Annotated in this window: 19 protein-coding genes; 13 read left to right on the top strand and 6 right to left on the bottom strand. The window is 64.8% G+C overall.

All coding sequences use genetic code 11. The annotated features are described in order from the left end of the window. Positions 1–85: 85 nt before the first annotated feature. The 6 genes from hisE to UNPF46_RS08975 all read left to right on the top strand — a co-directional run bounded on the left by hisE (position 86) and on the right by UNPF46_RS08975 (position 5,334). The gene (hisE, locus tag UNPF46_RS09000; protein WP_028140691.1) at positions 86–490 is read left to right on the top strand and encodes a phosphoribosyl-ATP diphosphatase; all 405 of its coding nucleotides are present in this window, start codon (positions 86–88) and stop codon (positions 488–490) included. A 45-nt stretch (positions 491–535) separates the two neighbouring features. After that, complete coding sequence (locus UNPF46_RS08995; protein WP_174718732.1) at positions 536–1,138, top strand: YqaA family protein; 603 nt, start codon at positions 536–538, stop codon at positions 1,136–1,138. Positions 1,139–1,351: 213 nt separating this feature from the next. Then, positions 1,352–1,891, top strand: a complete 540-nt coding sequence (locus UNPF46_RS08990; RefSeq protein WP_142249770.1) for a hypothetical protein — start codon at positions 1,352–1,354, stop codon at positions 1,889–1,891. A gap of 37 nt (positions 1,892–1,928) precedes the next feature. Beyond that, positions 1,929–3,329, top strand: coding sequence for an aspartate ammonia-lyase (locus tag UNPF46_RS08985; protein ID WP_142249769.1), 1,401 nt, complete (start codon positions 1,929–1,931; stop codon positions 3,327–3,329). 251 nt (positions 3,330–3,580) lie between these two features. After that, on the top strand, positions 3,581–4,549 hold the full coding sequence (locus UNPF46_RS08980) for an NAD(P)H-dependent flavin oxidoreductase (protein ID WP_100175098.1): 969 nt from the start codon (positions 3,581–3,583) through the stop codon (positions 4,547–4,549). Between the two features lie 11 nt (positions 4,550–4,560). Further along, entirely contained in the window at positions 4,561–5,334 is a 774-nt protein-coding gene (locus UNPF46_RS08975) for a thioesterase family protein (protein ID WP_100175099.1), read from the top strand. A 482-nt stretch (positions 5,335–5,816) separates the two neighbouring features. Here UNPF46_RS08975 and UNPF46_RS08970 read toward each other — a convergent pair whose 3' ends face one another. After that, positions 5,817–7,379, bottom strand: a complete 1,563-nt coding sequence (locus UNPF46_RS08970) for an AMP-binding protein (RefSeq protein WP_142249768.1) — start codon at positions 7,377–7,379, stop codon at positions 5,817–5,819. A 125-nt stretch (positions 7,380–7,504) separates the two neighbouring features. On the opposite strand from UNPF46_RS08970, the gene UNPF46_RS08965 reads away from it, so the two are divergent. The 4 genes from UNPF46_RS08965 (at position 7,505) to UNPF46_RS08950 (ending at position 10,544) form a co-directional block, all read left to right on the top strand. Continuing rightward, positions 7,505–8,479 (top strand): NAD(P)H-dependent flavin oxidoreductase, encoded by a 975-nt coding sequence (locus tag UNPF46_RS08965; protein ID WP_181769859.1) that lies wholly within the window; start codon positions 7,505–7,507, stop codon positions 8,477–8,479. A gap of 141 nt (positions 8,480–8,620) precedes the next feature. Further along, positions 8,621–8,869: a hypothetical protein gene (locus tag UNPF46_RS08960; protein ID WP_100175101.1), complete on the top strand. Its 249-nt coding sequence runs from the start codon at positions 8,621–8,623 to the stop codon at positions 8,867–8,869. Positions 8,870–9,005: 136 nt separating this feature from the next. After that, entirely contained in the window at positions 9,006–9,737 is a 732-nt protein-coding gene (locus tag UNPF46_RS08955) for a hypothetical protein (protein ID WP_181769858.1), read from the top strand. An 87-nt stretch (positions 9,738–9,824) separates the two neighbouring features. Beyond that, positions 9,825–10,544, top strand: a complete 720-nt coding sequence (locus UNPF46_RS08950; RefSeq protein ID WP_142249767.1) for a hypothetical protein — start codon at positions 9,825–9,827, stop codon at positions 10,542–10,544. Between the two features lie 61 nt (positions 10,545–10,605). Here the strand turns inward: UNPF46_RS08950 and UNPF46_RS08945 are convergent, their stop codons facing one another. Beyond that, on the bottom strand, positions 10,606–12,177 hold the full coding sequence (locus UNPF46_RS08945) for a winged helix-turn-helix domain-containing tetratricopeptide repeat protein (protein WP_100175103.1): 1,572 nt from the start codon (positions 12,175–12,177) through the stop codon (positions 10,606–10,608). Positions 12,178–12,701: 524 nt separating this feature from the next. Between UNPF46_RS08945 and pcaB the strand changes: the two genes are divergently transcribed. Together pcaB and UNPF46_RS08935 are read left to right on the top strand one after the other, a co-directional pair. Further along, positions 12,702–14,063 (top strand): 3-carboxy-cis,cis-muconate cycloisomerase, encoded by a 1,362-nt coding sequence (gene pcaB, locus UNPF46_RS08940; protein WP_142249766.1) that lies wholly within the window; start codon positions 12,702–12,704, stop codon positions 14,061–14,063. 112 nt (positions 14,064–14,175) lie between these two features. Beyond that, on the top strand, positions 14,176–15,432 hold the full coding sequence (locus UNPF46_RS08935; RefSeq protein ID WP_100175105.1) for an aminopeptidase: 1,257 nt from the start codon (positions 14,176–14,178) through the stop codon (positions 15,430–15,432). A gap of 86 nt (positions 15,433–15,518) precedes the next feature. Here UNPF46_RS08935 and UNPF46_RS08930 read toward each other — a convergent pair whose 3' ends face one another. Beyond that, positions 15,519–16,073, bottom strand: a complete 555-nt coding sequence (locus UNPF46_RS08930; RefSeq protein ID WP_181769857.1) for a hypothetical protein — start codon at positions 16,071–16,073, stop codon at positions 15,519–15,521. A 236-nt stretch (positions 16,074–16,309) separates the two neighbouring features. Between UNPF46_RS08930 and UNPF46_RS08925 the strand changes: the two genes are divergently transcribed. Next, positions 16,310–16,765 (top strand): cupin domain-containing protein, encoded by a 456-nt coding sequence (locus UNPF46_RS08925; RefSeq protein WP_100175107.1) that lies wholly within the window; start codon positions 16,310–16,312, stop codon positions 16,763–16,765. An 80-nt stretch (positions 16,766–16,845) separates the two neighbouring features. On the opposite strand, the gene UNPF46_RS08920 is transcribed toward UNPF46_RS08925, so the two are convergent. The 3 genes from UNPF46_RS08920 to UNPF46_RS08910 form a co-directional block, all read right to left on the bottom strand. Next, positions 16,846–17,898, bottom strand: a complete 1,053-nt coding sequence (locus UNPF46_RS08920) for an amidohydrolase family protein (RefSeq protein ID WP_142249764.1) — start codon at positions 17,896–17,898, stop codon at positions 16,846–16,848. A 162-nt stretch (positions 17,899–18,060) separates the two neighbouring features. Further along, the gene (locus UNPF46_RS08915; protein WP_181769856.1) at positions 18,061–18,582 is read right to left on the bottom strand and encodes a hypothetical protein; all 522 of its coding nucleotides are present in this window, start codon (positions 18,580–18,582) and stop codon (positions 18,061–18,063) included. Positions 18,583–18,647: 65 nt separating this feature from the next. Next, positions 18,648–19,460 (bottom strand): MBL fold metallo-hydrolase, encoded by an 813-nt coding sequence (locus tag UNPF46_RS08910; RefSeq protein ID WP_142249762.1) that lies wholly within the window; start codon positions 19,458–19,460, stop codon positions 18,648–18,650. Positions 19,461–19,577 lie beyond the last annotated feature (117 nt).

Genomic DNA, 19,577 nt, shown 5'->3' with positions numbered 1-19,577 from the left:
TCGCGCTTGCCGCGTCGGCCTGTTTTCTGCTTTTATTGCCGTGCGTTAACACGCTCGCCATTTGTTTAGAGTAGTTTTGAGTATCATGAGTGATTCGCTTGAGCGGCTATATCTGGCTGTGCTCGCGGCCAGAGATCTTGATCCGGCAACATCGCGTACGGCCCGGCTGTTTCAGCGCGGGCCCTCCAAAATGGCAAAGAAGCTCGCCGAAGAGGCCATCGAGGTCGTGATCGATGCCGTCAATGGCGACACCGACGCCGTGATCCGCGAAAGCGCCGACCTGTTGTACAATCTCACCGTACTCTGGGCCTCTGCCGGCGTGCGCCCCGAGGACGTCTGGCGCGAGATGACCCGGCGGGAAGACATGCTCGGTATCGCCGAGAAGCTGCCGAAATCGTCGATGAAGCTGCCCAAGGTCGCGTCACCGCGCGTGGCCGCCAGGCGGCCAATTGTCGCGCTCGAGGGCCGTGCCGCGCGCAAGCGCCACTAGAAGTGTCATAATTCGCCTCAATCTCGGCATGGACAAATCCGTCCCATGGTGCTTCATCGCGGCGCCATGCTGAAACGTATCTACGACTGGTGCATCGACGCCGCCCACAAGCCCTATGCGCTCTGGATCATGGGCATCGTGTCTTTCGCCGAAAGCTCCTTCTTTCCGGTCCCGCCGGATGTCATGCTGATCCCGATGTCCCTGGCGCGCCCGCAGCGTGCCTGGCTCTATGCAGCCGTCTGTACCGTCACCTCGGTGCTCGGCGGGGTTCTCGGCTACGCCATCGGCGCGCTGCTCTATGACTCGCTGGGTCATTGGCTGATCCAGCTCTACGGGCTCGGCGATCAGGTCGACGGATTTCGTGCCAAATACGCCGAATGGGGCGCGGTGATCATCCTGCTCAAGGGGCTGACGCCGATCCCATACAAGCTCGTCACCATCACCTCGGGCTTTGCCGGCTACAATCTGCTTTTGTTCGTCCTGTTCTCGGTCGTTGCGCGCGGCGGGCGCTTCTTCATCGTCGCGATCTTGCTTAACCGCTATGGCGACTGGATCCGCGTCAAGATCGAGAAGCATCTCGGTCTCGTGGTGGCGGTCGGTGCCGCGGCACTGGTGCTGGGCTTCGTCATCGCGATCAAATTGATCTAGCTAGAGCGTTTTCGAGCGAAGGGGACACCGGTTCGCGTGAAGAAAACGCGTCAAAACAAGAATATAGAGCTTCGGTTCTGATTCAATCAGAACCGAAAATGCTCTTGAGCATGATCCGGAAGAGTGCGAAGCGGTTTTCCGAGAAGATCATGCTTAATCAGTAGACTCCAAGGCGGCTTTGCCGCCGGGCCGGCTTCGGCTACGGTTGCCATCATGATGGTTCGATCCGGCAATCCGGCGGCGCGGCTGGGGACGCTGATGTCAGCGGCGCTGCTGCTCCTGCTCGCCGCGGGCGGGACGGCCTTGCCGCAATCCGCGCCTCCGACGCTTGGCCTGCAGGATCAGGGGCCGCAGGCCGCTCCGCCGCCGTCGACACCCGATCCTTCGGCGCCGCCGGCGCGCGAGGAAAATCCCGGGCTGATCAATGAAATGGGCAAGCTGTTCGACAAGCTGCCCTCGATCCTGCCGCCGATCAAAAGTCCCAGCGAGACCATGAACGACCTGTCGCGGCTGGCCAAGCCCTCGACCATGGTGTCGGGGCGGGTGGCCTGTCCGGCCTCGTCGAACGGCGCCCCCGACTGCAAGCACGCCGCCGACCAGCTCTGCCAGAGCAAGGGCTATAAGGAAGGCAAGAGCCTGAACGCAGACTCCGCCGAGAAATGCTCGGCCAAGGTCCTGATCCCGGGCCGGCAACGCAAACCGGACGACTGCCGCACCGACACTTTCGTGACAAGCGCGCTGTGCCAGAACTGACGCGATCTCGCCGCGCGCGAGCAACTAAGGAGCGCCCATGAGCCGCACGGAGCAGGACTTCCTCGGACAGCGTGAGATCGCCGACGACATCTATTACGGCGTCCAGACCATCCGGGGTAAGGAGAACTTCCACATCACCGGCATTCCGATGAACCAGGAGCCTTACTTCGTGAAGGCGCTCGGTTACGTCAAGAAGGCCGCCGCCATGGCCAATCGCGACCTCGGGGCGATCGACGCCAAGGTCGCCGACGCGATCATCCTGGGATGCGATCGCGTCATCGCCGGCGACATGATGGACCAGTTCGTCACCGACTTCATCCAGGGCGGCGCCGGCACCTCCACCAACATGAACGCCAACGAGGTGATCGCCAACCTCGCGCTGGAATCGCTCGGCTTCGGCAAGGGCGAGTACCAGCACGTCAGCCCCAACGATCACGTCAATTACGGCCAGTCGACCAACGACACCTATCCGACCGCGTTTCGCCTCGCGCTGATCCTGCGGCTCGAGAGCTACATGACCGCACTGCGCCAGCTCCAGGAGGCTTTCTTCACCAAGGGGCGTGAGTTCGACCGCGTGCTGAAAATGGGCCGCACGCATCTCCAGGATGCCGTGCCGATGTCGCTGGGGGCCGAATTCCGGGGATGGGGCACCACGATCGGTGAGGAGGTGGACCGCATCTCGGAAGCGCGGGCGCTGCTGCGCGAGATCAATCTCGGCGCCACCGCGATCGGTACCTCCGTGACCGCGGCGGTCGGCTATCCCAAGCTCGCGGTCCGGCATTTGAGCGCACTCACCGGCGTCGATTTCATCCTCGCCGGCGATCTCGTCGAGGCGACCTCGGACACCGGGGCCTATGTGCAGCTCTCGGGTGTCCTGAAGCGCACGGCGAGCAAGCTGACGAAGATCTGCAACGACATCCGCCTGCTCGCCTCCGGCCCGCGCGCCGGCTTCAACGAGATCAACCTGCCGCAGCTTCAGCCGGGCTCCTCGATCATGCCGGGCAAGGTCAACCCCGTGATCCCCGAGGTCGTCAACCAGACCAGCTTCCTCGTCATCGGGCTCGACACCACGGTGACGCTCGCCGCCAGCGCCGGCCAGCTCCAGCTCAACGTGATGGAGCCGGTGATCTCGTTCGCGCTGTTCTTCTCGATCCGCACCATGGAGCGCGCGGTCAACAGCCTGCGCGAGAATTGCGTCGTCGGCATCACCGCCAACGAGGAGCACACCCGCAACATGGTGCTGAACTCGCTCGGCATCGTCACGGTGCTGAAGCCGCTGCTCGGCTACAAGCAATGCGCCGAGATCGCGCGCGAGGGCTACAAGAGCGGCAAGTCGCTGCACCAGATCGTGGTGGTCGAGCGCAAGCTGCTGACGCAGGAGAAGTGGGACGAGATGTTCTCGTTCGAGCGGCTGATCAATCCGGATTTGATCGGGTAGGCGTTCGCTGTCATTCCGGGGCGCGCGAAGCGCGAGCCCGGAATCCATTTCGCCGCGCGCGCTGACGCACGATGGATTCCGGGTTCGACGCTGCGCGTCGCCCCGGAATGACAGCAGAAGAATTCCGTTCCTTGGAATTGCGGCAGCCGCCTCCCCACGGCGTGCAAACGCAATACTTGACAGTGGAAAGATTGCCTTGTTGGTATGATTGCCAGCTCCCGATTTACCCGCCAACAGAGGATCGTTTCGCAATGTCCATGCCTGCCTTGTTCAAAGGGCGCCTGTCGATCCCCGTGATCGGCTCGCCGCTCTTCATCATCTCGGTGCCCGATCTCGTGATCGCGCAGTGCAAGGCGGGTGTGGTCGGCTCGTTTCCGGCGCTGAACGCGCGGCCGCCGGAGCTGCTCGACGAATGGCTGGCACGCATCACCGAGGAGCTCGCGGCCTATGACCGCGCGCATCCCGAGCGGCCGTCGGCGCCGTTCGCCGTCAACCAGATCGTGCACAAGTCGAACAACCGGCTCGATCACGACATGCAGCTCTGCGCCAAGTACAAGGTGCCGATGGTGATCTCCTCGCTCGGCGCACGCGAGGAGCTGAACCAGGCCGTGCACGGCTGGGGCGGCATCGTCTTCCACGACGTCATCAACCAGAAATTCGCGCACAAGGCGATCGAGAAGGGCGCCGACGGCCTGATCCTGGTCGCGGCCGGCGCCGGCGGCCATGCCGGCACCATCTCCCCGCTCGCCTTCGTCGCGGAGACGCGGAAGTGGTTCGACGGCCCGATCGCGCTGTCGGGCGCCATCGGCAACGGCAAGGCGATCCGTGCGGCGCGCATCCTAGGGGCCGACTTCGCCTATATCGGCTCGGCTTTCATCGCGACCAAGGAGGCCAACGCGGTCGAGAAGTACAAGGAGATGATCGCGGGCTCGACGGCCGACGACATCGTCTATTCCAACCTCTTCACCGGCGTGCACGGCAACTATCTGAAGCCCTCGATCCTCGCCGCCGGCATGGATCCGGAGAATCTTCCGACCTCCGATCCGTCCAAGATGAACTTCGGCACCGACGCCTCCGGCGAACGCGCCAAGCCGAAGGCCTGGAAGGAGATCTGGGGCTCGGGCCAGGGCATCGGCAGCATCGACAAGGTCGTCCCCGCCGCAGAACTGATCGCGCGCTTCAAGAAGGAATATGACGAGGCGATCGATCCCCCGTTGTGAGGGCAGTCGCTATGCCCCCCATCTACCGCGTCGAGGGCAATAGCGTCGTCACCAGCCCGGATGCCGCCGGTCCCTGGGACAGGCGCATGCAGCACGGCTCGGCGCCGGCATCGCTGGTGACGTGGGCGGCCGAGCGCATTCCGACGCCTGCTCCGATGGACATCGCGCGCGTCACCATCGATCTGATGCGCCCGGTGCCGGTGGCGCCGCTCACGATTGCGAGCGAAGTGCTGCGCGAGGGCCGCAAGATCCAGCTCTGCGAGATCAAGCTGCTCGCCGACGGCGTGCAGGTCGTCGGCGCCACAGTGCTCAAGGTGAGGCGCCAGGTGCAGGCGCTGCCGGACGAGGTCAAGGAGCTGCCGGTCACGTTGCCGTCGCCGGAGGACTCCCTGATCGAGGACGGTCACGCCGCCACCAGCCCATTCGTGCGTTCGGTCTCGATGCGCGCCGCGCGCGGCCGCTTCGGTCAGGCCGGTGCCGGCGCGATCTGGTTTCGCGTCGATCATCCGCTCATCGAAGGCGAAGCGATCTCGCAGGCCATGCGCGCCGTGGTCGCGGCCGATTTCTCCAACGGTACCGCCTCGACGCTCGATTTCCGCGCCTGGACCTACATCAATGCTGATCTCACCGTGAGCTTCGCGCGCCAGCCTGTCGGCGAGTGGATTTTGCTCGACGGCGACTCCTGGATCGGTCCCGATGGCGCAGGCCTTGCGATGTCGCGGCTGGCGGACCGGCAGGGCTATTTCGGCCGCGCGGTGCAGAGCCTCGTGATCGAGAAGCGGTGAAGGGCAAAAAGTCCGTGCGTCGTTCTCATTGTCATGCTCCGCGTAAGCGGGGCATCCAGTACGCCGCGGCCTCTCGATTCAATCTCTGCCGCCTCTGGAATACTGGATCGCCCGGTCTCCGCCGGGCGATGACATCGATCGTGTAAGAGCGACGTCGCGTATCGCGCGCTTGAACGGCAGGCTTCCGCCGCCGCGGAAGGGATGCCCGGTCGCGAGCTCTTGCTCGACGCACGCATCCTGCCAGTTCACATTGCGTAGAAGATCTTGATCTCCCACAGCACCACGATGATAGCCGTGATCAACGTGACCGCGGCGACTGCACTTTCCAGGGAAGCGACTCTCATCTTACTCTCCGCTTCCCAGCCCCATCAGCGGTCTAGGTGATTCCCCGATTCGCCGGCAATCGCGCGGGGCTCGGCGGCGTGCACTCCGTCGCGCGTTGTGGTGCCGGGGCCACAACGGCCCCGTAGAATCCCGGGTATCTACCCCACCATGCGGTCCCGACCGCTCCAGAAGCCCGCGCGCAGCACCTTCTTGTCGACCTTGCCGACGCCGGTCATGGGCAGCTGCTTGACGAACTGGATCTGCTTGGGCGCATGGGCCGAGCCTTTCCGGGTCTTGACCAGATTGATCAGCTCGTCCGGATCGGGCCTTGCGCCCTCGCGCGGCACGACGATGGCGGTGACGGCTTCGCCCCATTTCTCGTCGGGAATGCCGACGACCGCGACCATCGCGACATCGGCGTGCTGCGACAGCACGTCCTCGACCTCGCGCGGGAAGATGTTGAAGCCGCCCGAGACGATCATGTCCTTCTTGCGGTCGAGGATGAACATGTAGCCGCGCTCGTCCTGGCGCGCGATGTCGCCGGTGTGCACCCAGCCGTTCTTCAGCGTCTCGGCGGTGATGTCGGGCCGCTTCCAGTACTCCGCCATCACATGCGGGGCGCGCACGCAGATCTCGCCGGCCTCGCCCGTCTTCACTTCCTGGTCGTTGTCGTCGAGGATCCTGACCTCGCAGGCTGCGATCGGGAAGCCGCAGGACAAGAACAGCTCCGGCTGCTTGGGATCGTGATCCGCCTTGCGCAGCACCGAGACCGGATAGCATTCGGTCTGGCCGTAGAGCTGCGAGAACACTGGTCCGATGCGCTCGATGCCTTCGACCAGCCGGCTCGGCGACATCGCCGACGCCCCGTAGAGCACCAGCTCGAGCGAGGACAGGTCGGTCTTGTCAAGCGCCGGATGATCGAGCAGCACATAGATCATGGTCGGCACGAACAGCGTGAAGTTGATGCGCTCGCGCGCGATCGTGGCCAGCACGGCCTCGGGATCGAAACCCCTCAGCATGTGCACGGTGCCGCCGCGCATCAGGGTCGGCAGCACCTTCGTGCCGGCAACGTGGCTGATCGGCGCGACGGTGAGATAGCGTGCCGCGTCGGGGATCTCGAAATCGGCCAGGATCGCGGCGGCGGCTCCGGCATTCTCGCGGTGATAGCGCAGCGCACCCTTGGATTTGCCTGTCGTGCCGCCGGTGTAGTTCAGTGTGGACAGATCGTCGGCGCCGGCGAGGCACACCGGGCTGGCGTGTCCTGCGCTGTCGACGGCCGCGAGCAGATCGACACCATAGCCGGCCGGCCCCATCGTGAAGACCGCCTTCAGCCGGCTCGCCCTCGCGGAGAGCTCGCCGCCGCGGTCGCGGAAGGCGGCCGCATCGACCACCAGCATCTCGGCCTCGGAGTCCTCGAGTTGGAACAGCTGGTCCTCCAGCGATCCCAACGGATGCAGCCAGGTGATGCAGAGCCGCGACAATTGCGCGGCGACGCCGGCGCACCAGGTGTCGGCGCGGTTCGCGGTGAGGAAGGCGACGCGCGCGCCCGTCTGCAATCCGAGCCGCATGAACACGCCCTGGATGCGTCCGATCAGGTCGATCGTGCCTTGATAGCTCAGCGATCCCTCGGGCCAAGCGAAAGCGGTGCGGCCGGGATAGCGCGACAGTGCCCGCAGCGTCTGCGCGCAAGTCGGGGACGATGCGTGGAGCGGATCGGACATATGTTTCCTCGTTGCTTTGTCACCGGCTTCTGACGTGCCAATGTTGCCGACGACGCTAGCACAGAGACTGCGGGAGGAAACGACAAAGCCCGCGCGAGGGAGGCATGCGTGACGAGGAGATTTGCATGACATCCGATCGACTGCAACGCTTCGGCGATCGTCTCGCTCTGCCGCTGATCGCAGCGCCGATGTTCCTGGTGTCGGGCGTCGAGCTCATGGTCGCCGCCTGCCGGAGCGGGGTGATCGGCAGCTTCCCCACCGCGAATTGCCGCAGCACGGACCAGCTCGACGAATGGCTCATCGCGATCGAGACGCGGCTGCGTCAGCACGAGGACCAGACCGGCCGCAAGGCCGCGCCGCTCTGTCCGAACCTGATCGTGCACCGCTCGAACGCACGGCTCGAGCAGGATCTCGCAATGCTGCTGCGACACAAGCCGGAGATCGTCATCACGTCGGTGGGCTCACCGGCGCCGGTGTTGAAGCCGCTGCACGATGCAGGCGCGCTGGTGCTGGCGGACGTCGCTTCGATCCGCCACGCCGAGCGCGCGGCGGAAGCAGGGGCCGACGGGCTGGTGCTGCTCACCGCGGGTGCGGGCGGGCAGACCGGCTGGCTCAACCCGTTCGCCTTCGTCCGTGCGGTGCGCGCGTTCTACGACGGCATCATCGTCCTCGCGGGCGGCATCAGCGACGGCCGTGCGCTGAACGCGGCCGAAGTGCTCGGCTGCGATCTCGCCTATATGGGCACCAAGTTCATTGCGACGCGTGAGAGCACGGCGGATGAGCGTTACAAGCGGATGCTGGTCGAGAGCACTGCCGACGATATTCTTCTCACCACTGCGTTCACCGGCCTGCAGACCAGCATGCTCAGGCCCTCGATCGTGGCCGCCGGGCTCGACCCCGACGATTTGCCAGCGCGCGGCGCGATCAACATTGCTGAAGATATCGACGTCGCCGCGCGCGAGAATCGGCCGAAGCGCTGGCGCGATATCTGGAGCGGCGGACACTCCACCTCCGGGGTCACCGAGGTGCTCGCCGTCGACGATCTCGTGGCGCGGACGGTGGCCGAATATCGAGAGGCGAGCGTGCGCCTCTCTCCGTAGGATTGCGGAAAGGGCCGGGACCGGTTGCCCCGATCACAGTTAATCGAGCGCCTGCTCGAAATGCCCCACTTAACGGTGGATTAACCAACGCCCGCCAAGAATCCCCTCACGGCCGCCAATCAGGACCGAGAGGGACAGGCGATGGACTTCGATTATCTCAACAGCAAGACAGCCGCGACCTTGGACGAAATCCGCATCCGCGTCGCCCATGCGCTGGCCCGTCACCCGCTGTGCCGCAACGTGCGCTTTGACATTGTCAGCGTTCCCCGTACCCGCCGGGGCGGCAACTGGACAGTGACCCTGCAATCGGTCGAGCCGCGCGCGGTGTGGGAGGCCTCGGAGATCGTCTCGGACATCCAGGACGCCTACGATCTGGCCGCAGCCGCCTGATTTCGTTGGCTTTTTGCGCCGCGTGTCGTTGCAGGCATGCTGATTGTCGCAACGAAGGCACACTCAAGCCTTAATTCGTTCCTTTTTCACGGGCAACGTTGACAAACTCGTGAAGCGGCGGTTCCCGGAGAGACGTTTGTCCAAAGCCATCACCATCGTTGTGTTGACCTGCTTCCTCGTCCTCGGCGCTGCCACCACTGCCATCCTTGGCCGCGACAGCGTGCCCAGCGTCAGCGAAGAGATGATGTCGCAGGCGCCTCCGGCGAAGCCCCTTGCAACCAATCGCGCCGCCAAGGCCGACCGTCTGGTCCCGACCCTTGCCCTGGCTTCGGCCGCGATCGAGCCGGTCCAGGTGCCGGCCGACCGGCTTTCGCAGGCGCCCGTGCTGGCCGAGCCGCTGCGTCAGGCCTTCGCCGCCGCCACCCCGACCGATTTCCCGATGCCCAAGGAGCCGTTGAAGGCCGCGCCGGCGGTGTCCGACGCGCCCGCCGCGGCTGAGGTTCCCGCCGTCGAAGTTCCGGCCAAGCCGAAGGTTGTGGCCAAGCCGCAGCCGCAGAAACATTATACCTTGCTGTCCGACGCACAGATCTCCGGCATCAGGGATCGCCTGAAGCTCTCCTCGTCGCAGGAATATTACTGGCCTTCGGTCGAGACCGCCCTGCGCAACGTCGTCCGCAAGATTTCGGCCAACAAGCTCTCCAATCCGAACGCGCCGCCCAGCGCGCAGATCGATCCGAATTGCGACGAGGTCCAGCAGTTGAAGTCGGCCGCAATGCCGCTGCTGTTCCAACTGCGTGACGATCAGAAGGAAGAAGTGCGCAAGCTCGCCCGCCTGATCGGGCTCGAGAAGGTCGCGCAGCAGATCTGACGCGGCGGTTTCCTCCGGGAACCGCTCCTGCATCAGGAACATCTGGCAATCAACGTGCGTTGCTCGCTCCAAAGAGGGAGTGGATCAATGCGCGCCTCGACAGCCTATTTCGTCGGTGCCGGAACCATCATCGCAGCCATCGCCATTGGTCTCGGCGGTGGCATCGTCGCCGGCAACATCATGAATCCGGTCGCGTCCAAACAGGGCCCCGACACCAGCAAGGTGGCGCAGCGCGCCGCATCCGCTGGCGCGCCGGCAGCGACCAACGCGCCCTCGGAACGCGTCAATTATCTCACCGGCACGCAAATCTTCGGCGCGATCGCTGCGACGCCGGCGCAGGCCGAAGCAAAGCCTGATACGCAGCCCGCCCAGGCGAATGCCGAACCGACAGCGCCCCCGCCTTCACAAGCTGCCGCGGTCGAGCCGCCCAAGGAACAGTCCAAGGAACAGTCCAAGGAACAGACGAAGGAACAATCCAGGCCGGCAGTCGCATCGTTACCAAAAGCCGCAAAACCTGCCGAGCAGCAGGCTTCGACCGATCCGGTCTCTTCACCTGACAACGCCTATGCCAAGGCGAAAGATTCCGACGTGAAGCGCGCTGCGTCGGAGCGGCGACGGATGGAGCGTCGCGAGCGCTGGACGGAGCGCCGCCACTACGATTCCCGCGAGCAGCGCGGTATGCGTGACCGCACCGACTGGGACGACGTCGCGCGCAACATCCGCGAAGATACCGAGGCGCGCGATTACGCCAGCCGGCCGCGCGGCGGCTTCCCGCAGATCAGGCTGTTCGGGCCCGACGACGATTAGCGCTTGGCCCCGCGATCGTGGCCGTCATGAGGGAAGGCGCGCGCTCATTGTGGCGCCGCCGTCACCTCATTCCCGCGCGCCGCAATCCTTCCAGATAATGCGAACGATCCTCGTCGCGCAGCATCGGCAGCTCGCGCGTGATCCAGGCGAGCGAGACCTCGGGCTGGGCGCGGCGCAGACCTTCCAGGGCGGACGCTGCGAGCGCCGGATCTCCCGACATCCCGGCCGCCGCCGTCAGCACGCGGTGCGCGCCGACGAAATCGCCGCGCTGCCGCATCGACTCCCGCGCCATCTGCACGGCTCCCTCGTAGTCGCGGCCGACGAAGCGGGCATAGGCCGCAACCCCGCAATAGATCGCCGCGAGCGGGTCGCGCGGGCTCAGCCGCAGCGCACGGCGCGCGGCGGCATCGCCATCCTGCCACCGTCCGGCGTAGCACAGTGTCACGCCGTAAAAGGCATGCGCCATCGCGAAGTTCGGATTGAGTCGCAAGACCAGCTCGAATTCGGCCAGCGCGTCGTCGAAGCGGCGGCGGAACAGATAGGCGTAGGCGAGGCCGTGATGGGCGAAGGCGTCCTCGCGATCGGCCTCCACGGCAGCAAGCGCCGCGCGCTCGGCAACCGGCACGGTCGCAGCCATGTCGGCCCAGCCCATATGCGCGCCGAAGATGTGGCTGGTTGCGAGCAGGCCCAGCGCCTTGCCGTAGGCGGGATCGATCGCGACGGCCTTTTCCAGCAGCGCTTGCGCGACGGCGTTGTCCTCGCGCGTGATGCGCCAGTGATGCGATAATGCGCGCATCACGAGGTCCCAGGCGTCGAGACTCCCCGGCGGCTTCTGCTGGGCGCGAAAGCTTTCGGCGGCATAGAGCTGCGGCTCGATCGCGGCGACGATCGCCTCGGTGATCTCGTCCTGCACGGCGAAGATGTCAGCGAGCTCGCGGTCGTAGCGCTCGGCCCAGAGATGGCTGCCGGTCGAGACATCGTTGAGCTGGGCCGAGATGCGCACCCGCTCGCCGCTCCGCCGCACGCTGCCTTCCACCACGTAGCGTACGCCGAGCTCGCGCGCGACCTCGCTGATGTGCACGGCGCGGCCCTTGTAGACGAAGGATGAGTTGCGCGCGATGACGAAGAACCAGCGCAGCTTCGACAGCGCGGTGATGATGTCCTCGCTGATGCCGTCGGAGAAATAGTCCTGCCCGGCCTCGCCGCTCATATTGGTGAATGGCAGCACGGCGATCGCAGGCCGCTCGGGAAGCGTGAGCGCCGCGCTCTGCACCCATGCGGTGCGGCCGGCTGTCGGCGCGGTCGCTTCACCCGTCGCGCCATCCTTGGCCTCGACATCGCCGACGAAGCGAAACCCCTTGCGGGCGATGGTTCGGATCAGCGCCTGGCTGGCGCCGCTGTCGCCGACCGCCTTGCGCGCCGCGTTGATCCGGCTGGTCAGGGTGGATTCGGAGACGCTGCGTCCGTGCCAGATCTTGTCGATCAACTCGTCCTTGCTGACCACCCGGTCGCGGTTCTGCATGAGGTGGACGACGAGATCGAAAACCTGCGGCTCCACGGCAATTGGAACCTGCTCGCGGCTCAGCTCGCGCCGATCGGTATCGAGAAGATGGTCCCGGAACAGAAACTGCACGTCGAAAACTCGGGCCTCATGACGAAACAGGCAGGCAATGCGACAAAATGAAATTTGGGTCGAAAACAATGGGTCTGCCGAGAGGGATGCTTGGTTCACTGCGATTGCGTGAGGGCAGCCATGCTGTTTGCGGAGAGAATGCAACCATGACGAGCGCCGGTTTCAGGCCCGCGGATGGAATGTAGCCCGGATGAGCGAAGCGACATCCGCGACGGGGTGCCCCGCTACGCAGACGCCGCTCCGTCATTGCGATGCAATCATCCGTCATCCTGAGGTGCGAGACACGCGGCGCAAAGCGCTGCGTGGAGAGCCTCGAAGGATGAACGGCGCACGATGCGCCCGGGCTGCGCATCCTTCGAGGCCTTCGCTTCGCTCCGGCACCTCAGGATGACGCTCCATGAAGAGACGCAAGCCGCAATGTCGGCGGGACGAATGTGTGGCGAAACTGCGAATGTCCATTGCCGAGCTGCACGGCCTGCGTAAGCTATCGCCCACACAGAACATCAACCATAAAGAAACGCCCCATGCCCGCCTTCCCAGCCTCCACCACCGTGCTCGATTCCATGCTGTTCCGCGACGCCTTCGGCACGCCCGGGATGCGGGAGGTGTTCTCCGACGTCGCGCTGGTCGCGCGCTATGCCGAGGTCGAGGTGGCGCTGGCGAAGGCAGAGGCGAAGTGTGGTGTGATCCCGCAGGAGGCGGCCGAGGCGATCGCGGCACGGACGGACGTTTCCGCGCTCGATTTCGATCTGCTCAGGCGGGAGACAGACATCGTCGGCTACCCCATCCTGCCCTTGGTGCATCAGATGGTGAAGCAGTGCGGCGAGGCCGGCCGCTACGTGCATTGGGGCGCGACCACGCAGGACATCATGGATACCGCCGTGGTGCTGCAATTGCGCGCCGCGCTGGAGATCGTCGAACGCGACATCGCCGAGCTGCGCCGGATCCTCGTTGATCTCTCGAAACGCCATCGTGACACGCCGATGGCGGGCCGCACCCACCTCCAGCAGGCGTTGCCGGTCACCTTCGGCTACAAGACCGCGATCTGGCTCGCCATGTTCGATCGTCACGCCGAGCGGCTGGCGCAGTTGAAGCCGCGGGTGCTGGTCGGCCAGTTCGCCGGCGCTGCCGGTACGCTGGCCTCGCTCGGCGACAAGGGTTTCGAGGTGCAGGAGGCCCTGTGCGCCGAGCTGAAGCTCGGCGTTCCCGCATCGACCTGGCACGTCGCACGCGACGGGTTCGCCGAAGCCGTGAACTTTCTCGCACTCGTCACCGGCTCGCTCGGCAAGATCGCGCTCGACATCATGATCATGGCCTCGACCGAGTTCGCCGAGGTCTACGAGCCGTTCGTCAAGGGGCGCGGCGCCTCCTCGACCATGCCGCAGAAGCGCAACCCGATCTCGTCGGAGCTGATGCTGGCGGCGTCCAAGGCGGTGCGCCAGCACGCCGGCCTGATGCTGGATGCGATGGTGCAGGATTTCGAGCGCGCCACGGGTCCCTGGCACGCCGAATGGATGGCGATTCCCGAAAGCTTCGTGCTGACTGCCGGCGCGCTGCACCAGGCGAAGTTCGCACTCGCGGGCCTCATCGTGGACGAGGCGAGGATGAGCGACAACCTCGCCATCAGCCGCGGCCTGATCGTGGCCGAAGCGGTCATGATGGGGCTCGCGCCGCAGCTCGGGCGGCAGGAGGCCCACGACGTGGTCTATGACGCCTGCCGTCAGGCCAACGAGAAGGGCACGAGCCTGGCCGATGCGCTGTCCGCGGACGCGCGGATCACGAGCCGCATCGATCGTGCCACAATCGAGGCGCTGACCTCACCGAAAAATTACCTCGGGCTCGCGCCCGCCATGGTCGACCGGGTGCTGAAATCGGCAACGCGTTGAAAACCAAAATGCGCAAAACTGCGTATCTTCTCGGTGTCGCAAGGTGCTCGCGCACTTGCGCCTCGTGATGCTAGACTTAGATTGAACGAGAGACTTCGGCAGAGGACCCCGCATGACCGATCACCGCAATTCCACCGCTCCCATCGATCCCGTAAAGCTCGACCGGCTGGCCGAGGTGGCGGTGAAGGTGGGCCTGGGCTTGCGGCCGGGACAGGATCTGCTTCTGACGGCGCCTGCGATCGCTCTGCCGCTGGTGCGGCGGATCGCCGTGCATGCCTACAAGGCCGGTGCCGGTATCGTGACGCCGATCCTGTCGGACGAGGAGATGACGCTGGCGCGCTATCGCCACGGCCACGACAACAGCTTCGATCGCGCCGCCAACTGGCTCTACGAGGGCATGGCCAAGGCGTTCTCGGACAACACCGCGCGGCTCGCCATCGTCGGCGACAATCCGATGCTGTTGTCGGGCGAGGATCCTTCCAAGGTGGCGCGCGCCAGCAAGGCCAACTCGATGGCTTACCAGCCGGCGCTGGAGAAGATCGTCAATTTCGACACCAACTGGAACATCATTGCCTATCCCAGCCCGTCCTGGGCGAAGCAGGTGTTCCCCAACGATCCCGAGGACATTGCGGTCGGCAAGCTCGCGGACGCGATCTTCGCGGCTTCGCGCGTCGACCGCGAGGACGCAATGGGCAATTGGGCGAGCCACAATGCGGTGCTGCGCGAGCGCACCAACTGGCTCAACGGCCAGCGCTTTCGCGCTCTGCAGTACAGCGGTCCGGGCACCGACCTCACCATCGGTCTCGCAGATGGCCATGAATGGGAAGGCGGCGCCTCGCTCTCCAAGAACGGCATCAGCTGCAACGCCAACATCCCGACCGAAGAGGTCTTCACCACGCCGCATTGCCGCCGCGTCTACGGCCATGTCGTGAGCTCGAAGCCGCTGTCCTACCAGGGCACGCTGATCGACAACATCGCGGTGCGCTTCGAGGACGGCAAGATCGTGGACGCCAAGGCCTCGCGCGGCGCGGAGGTGCTGAACAAGGTGCTCGACACCGACGAGGGCGCGCGTCGGCTCGGCGAAGTGGCGCTGGTGCCGCATTCCTCGCCGATCTCGCAAAGCGGGCTGTTGTTCTACAACACGCTGTTCGACGAGAACGCGGCGTCTCACATCGCGCTAGGCCAGTGCTATTCGAAATGCTTCGTCAACGGCGCGCAGCTCACCCCGCAGCAGATCGCCGCACAAGGCGGCAACCAGAGCCTGATCCATATCGACTGGATGATCGGCTCGGCCGAGACCGATATCGACGGCATCTTGCCCGACGGCAGCAAGGTCCCCGTGTTCCGCAAGGGCGAGTGGGTGAAGTAACGCCGCTGCCCGTCGTACCCGGGCCGGGACAAGCCCGGCCGTGACGGTGCAGGCACATAAAATCCATGTGCGATCGTCGAGCGCGTTCACGCCGCCGCGTTGCGCAGGATTGGATTGCTGTCGATGCTGAAGCGGTTGAACAGCGTCGTGAACGGGCTGCCGTCGGTGGCCCGTACGATGGCGTCGGAAGCCGCAATCGCCTCGTAGAGCGCGGCGACTGGATCGTCCGCCTCGCCCAGGTCGAGGCGCTTGCGGATCTCCTCGCGCGCCTCGTTGATGTCGTCCTCGTTCTCGAGCGTCGCCTCCAGCGCCTCCGCCGCGCGCCGCATCTCCTGGAGGTCGCCGCCGCCTGAAAATTTGAGGATGTCGAGCCAATAGGGGCGGGTAACGACCAGCTGGATGAATGCCTCGAAACTGTCCGCGACGATGCCTGCGCGGCCCTCAGATGAGACGTAGAGCACATCCTGCGACGGTAGCAGGACGAACGCGCCGCCGTTGCCGTCGCTGCCGATCTGCCGGGGATTCTCGACGCCGTCGATGGTGAACCAGGGCTCCTCGTCCGGCACGAGGGAGACATCGAGACTGGCGAGCCGGGCGAGGACCGCGCGATCGGCTGTCACAACCTCGGGCGTGAGGGGCATCGGCATGGCTCCGTTGTGGTGCTTCCGCGCACTTTGTCGCACCCCAGAAAGGATGGGTTCATGTGCGCGATTTTGCAGGGAAATCGCGACGTTAACCGCGTTGGGCCTGCAACTTCCGGCTGATTTTCGAGGCCCGCGTAAGAAAGAATTAAGAACAGGTGACTAGCGTTCCCGCCATCTTCGAAACAATCCGGGCCGAGACCCGGCCATACTTATTATATCCCCTGGGGAAAAAGATGTCGCGCTCATTGATTGAAATCGGTAGTTGCAATGTGGACCTCGAGTTGCGGCCGATCGAGCCGTCCTGGATCATCGAGGGCAACCCGGTATCGCGCTCGCACATCCTGTCCACCAGCGCCGACGGCACCGCCTCGACCATCATCTGGCACTGCACCGAAGGGCGCTTCAACTGGTACTACGATATCGACGAGACGATCATGATCATGGAAGGATCGATCGTGCTCGAAAGCGAGGGCATGCCGCCGAAGCGCTACGGCCCCGGCGACGTCATCTTCTTCCGCGACGGCGCGCATGCCAAATGGCATGTCGAAGGCTACGTCAAGAAGATCGCCTTCTGCCGCAAGACCAATCCCGTGATGATCGGCTTCCTGATCCGGGTCGTGAACAAGCTCAAGAAGACCTTCGCCTTTACCGGTGAGCGCCGTCCGGCCTCGCTGATGGGCGCCGGCTAGAGCTCTCATAAGGTTTGAAGGACGCTTCCCAGCGGCCACGACGAAGAGGGGGCGGGATCACATCCCGGCCCCTTTTCTCGTCATGACGGCAGCTCGAGCCGGTAGACATCCGTTGCGGTCTGCGAGAACAGGGCCGTCTTTTCGGCCTCGCTCAGCGGCGCGGCGATCCGCTTGAAAGCGTTGAAGATCACCTGGTAGCTGCACTGGCCCTTGTCCGGCGGAAAATTGCTCTCGAACATCGCGCGCCTGGGCCCGAACGCCTCGATGCAGGTCTCGACATAGGGGCGCCACGCTGCGGCGAGCTCCTCCGACGATGGCGGCCTCTCGCGCAAATGGAAGTCGTAGCCGAGCAGGCACATCGCGAGCCCGCCGAGCTTCACCACCACGTTCTCGCATTTGGCGATGTCCTGGATCGAGGCGCGCCATTGTCGAAACACCTCCTCGCGCCGTCCTGCGAAGCGACCTATCCCGGCGGGGCCGCCGCAATGGTCGAGCACGATCCTGGTGTCGGGGAAGGCGCGCGCCAGCGCGGCGAGCTCGCCGATCTGCGGATGGAATAGCCAGGCATCGAAGCTGAGGTTCAGCGGCGCGAGGCAGGCAAATCCCCTGCGGAAGGCCGGGTCCTGCAACACTCCCTTCGGCCGGTTCGCATACATGCCCGCGACGACGGGGTCCTCGTCCCAGGCCGAGGAATGCCTGATGCCGCGGAAGCGGCCGTTGCCGGCCGCGATTTCGGCCTCCAGCACGCCCTTTGCGGCCTCGCCCAGCAACAGATTGGCGTGGCTGACGATGCCGGCGCAGATCGCGGCCTTGCCGTAGCCTCCGCTCGCGCTCATCGCGGCGACGCCGTTGGCGAACTCGACCTCGCCGACGGGCCGGAATGCTTCCGGCCCATGTGCGCGATACATCGAGCGGCAATCGACATAGACGGTGGCGATGACGTTGTGGCCCGAGGCGATGTCATCAGCCATCTCCTCGATCAGATAGCGGTGCCCGCGATTCCACAGATGATGATGGGGATCGACGATCGGCCGCGAGGGATCAATGACCTCCTCCTGATGCAGCGCGAGCCAGTCCTCGCGCGGCTCGACGAACAGCCCGCTCGTGTTGGCGGGCACACTGCTTGCAGCCATCGACGTTCGCTCCCTCATGTTATTGTGAGGGGAGCTTAGCACCTCGTTCTCACGCACAGCAGCGCGCGTTGTTCAGAGCACCATAGCAGCGGCGAAGGAGGTGCACTCCCTCCCCCGCAAGCGGGAGAGGTTGCAACGAGCCCGGAGCTGGCACGGTCGATCTTAGTTCTTCCGCCGCTTCGCCTTCACATGGACCACCAACCGCCAATCTGCCGCTGCGACAGGCTTGACCTCGCCGAGCCAATGGAAGGAATCTTCAGTGATCTCCGCAAAACTCCAGCGCGTCAGTTCGCCGGTCTCGGTCGCTCCCTCCTGCACGATGTCCTGCCCACGTGGACGGCCGATCTGCTGGCGGAACACGCAGCGCGCGGGATCGAACCAGCAGATCCGCCACGCGGACATGGTGGGATCGTAGACCCGCAATGTCGTGCCGTACCAATTGCCGGCGATTGGAAAGGCCGGCGCGCCCGCGGGCCGTGGAATGATCCAGACGTCCTGGACGGCACGGCCCTCCAGCACCCAGCCGAAATGGATTTCGCCGGGCGCGATGTGTTTCGTTCCGTCGGGCCCATGGGCGGTGATCTCGGCATCCCAGTCGCCGACGAAGCGGCCGTAAAGCTGCAGGGCCGCGGCATGCTCCGCATTCGGACCATCGGCGTGCAACAATCCCGCAAAATCAGACATGTCGATCTCCTCTCGTGAGGAGATCTGCACCGCCGGGCAGCAGAAGGCTTGGAGAAAATTGCGCCTCAGACCCCGTCGAGGATGATCACCGTCGGCTTCGACGGCAGTGCATCCCGCGATATCCGGAAAGACCGTCCGGTGCGGCGGTCGATCTCGAACTCTTGGCCGATCCGCTGCATGAAGTCGTCGAGCGGGGTGGCGAAGCGGTGCATCGGCAGCACCACCGAGGCGCGCAGGCGCTTGGTGATCTCGGAGATGCCGCCCAGCGACATGGTGTAGGTGCCGTCGATCGGCACCATCACGATATCGAGCCGCCCGATCTGGGCGAAGTGGCTGTCGTCGAGCTTGTGGTGGAGGTGGCCGAGATGACCGATGCAGAGGCCCGCGACCTCGAAGATGAAGATCGAATTGCCGTCGCGGATCATGTCGGCGCCGGCATCGTCGCCGAAATAGCGGCGGATGTCGGTGGTGACGTTGCGGATGAAGGTGTCACTGATGCGCTCCGACACGATCGCCGGCTTGCCGTCATCGCTCCAGCCGTGCAGCACGTGACGAATGCGTTTGTCGGGAAACAGCGAGTAGTGCGTGCTATGGGCCCGGTTCATGGTCACGACGTCGGGGAGCCGTCCCACCTGATAAGCGCCGCTGTAATCGGTCGCAATGCGCAAGCCGCCGGGCGTGTCGATGAAATAAGTGGAGTGGCCGGCATAGGTGATCTCGACCTCCGATGCGGTCGCCGCCTGCCGGAATGCCACGGGCATGGCCCGCGGGGCCGCGTTGGCCATCGCCAGGCATTCGCTGCGCTGAGGCTGCTGGGCGAGGGCAGGGGTCAGGAATGCGCCGCACAGCGCCAGAGCCGCCGAAACCAGTCGCCGCATGGATCCGTCCCCGATGACTTCACGACGAAGTCTAGAGCATTTTCGGTTCTGATTGAATCAGAACCGAAGCTCTAGATTCTTGTTTTGACGCGTTTTCTTCACGCGAACCGGTGTCCA

Origin of the sequence: Bradyrhizobium sp. UNPF46 (assembly GCF_006658625.1) — a bacterium.
In the GTDB taxonomy this organism is placed as follows: Bacteria; Pseudomonadota; Alphaproteobacteria; order Rhizobiales; family Xanthobacteraceae; genus Bradyrhizobium; species Bradyrhizobium nitroreducens.
This window is presented reverse-complemented; position numbering and strand designations above follow the sequence as displayed.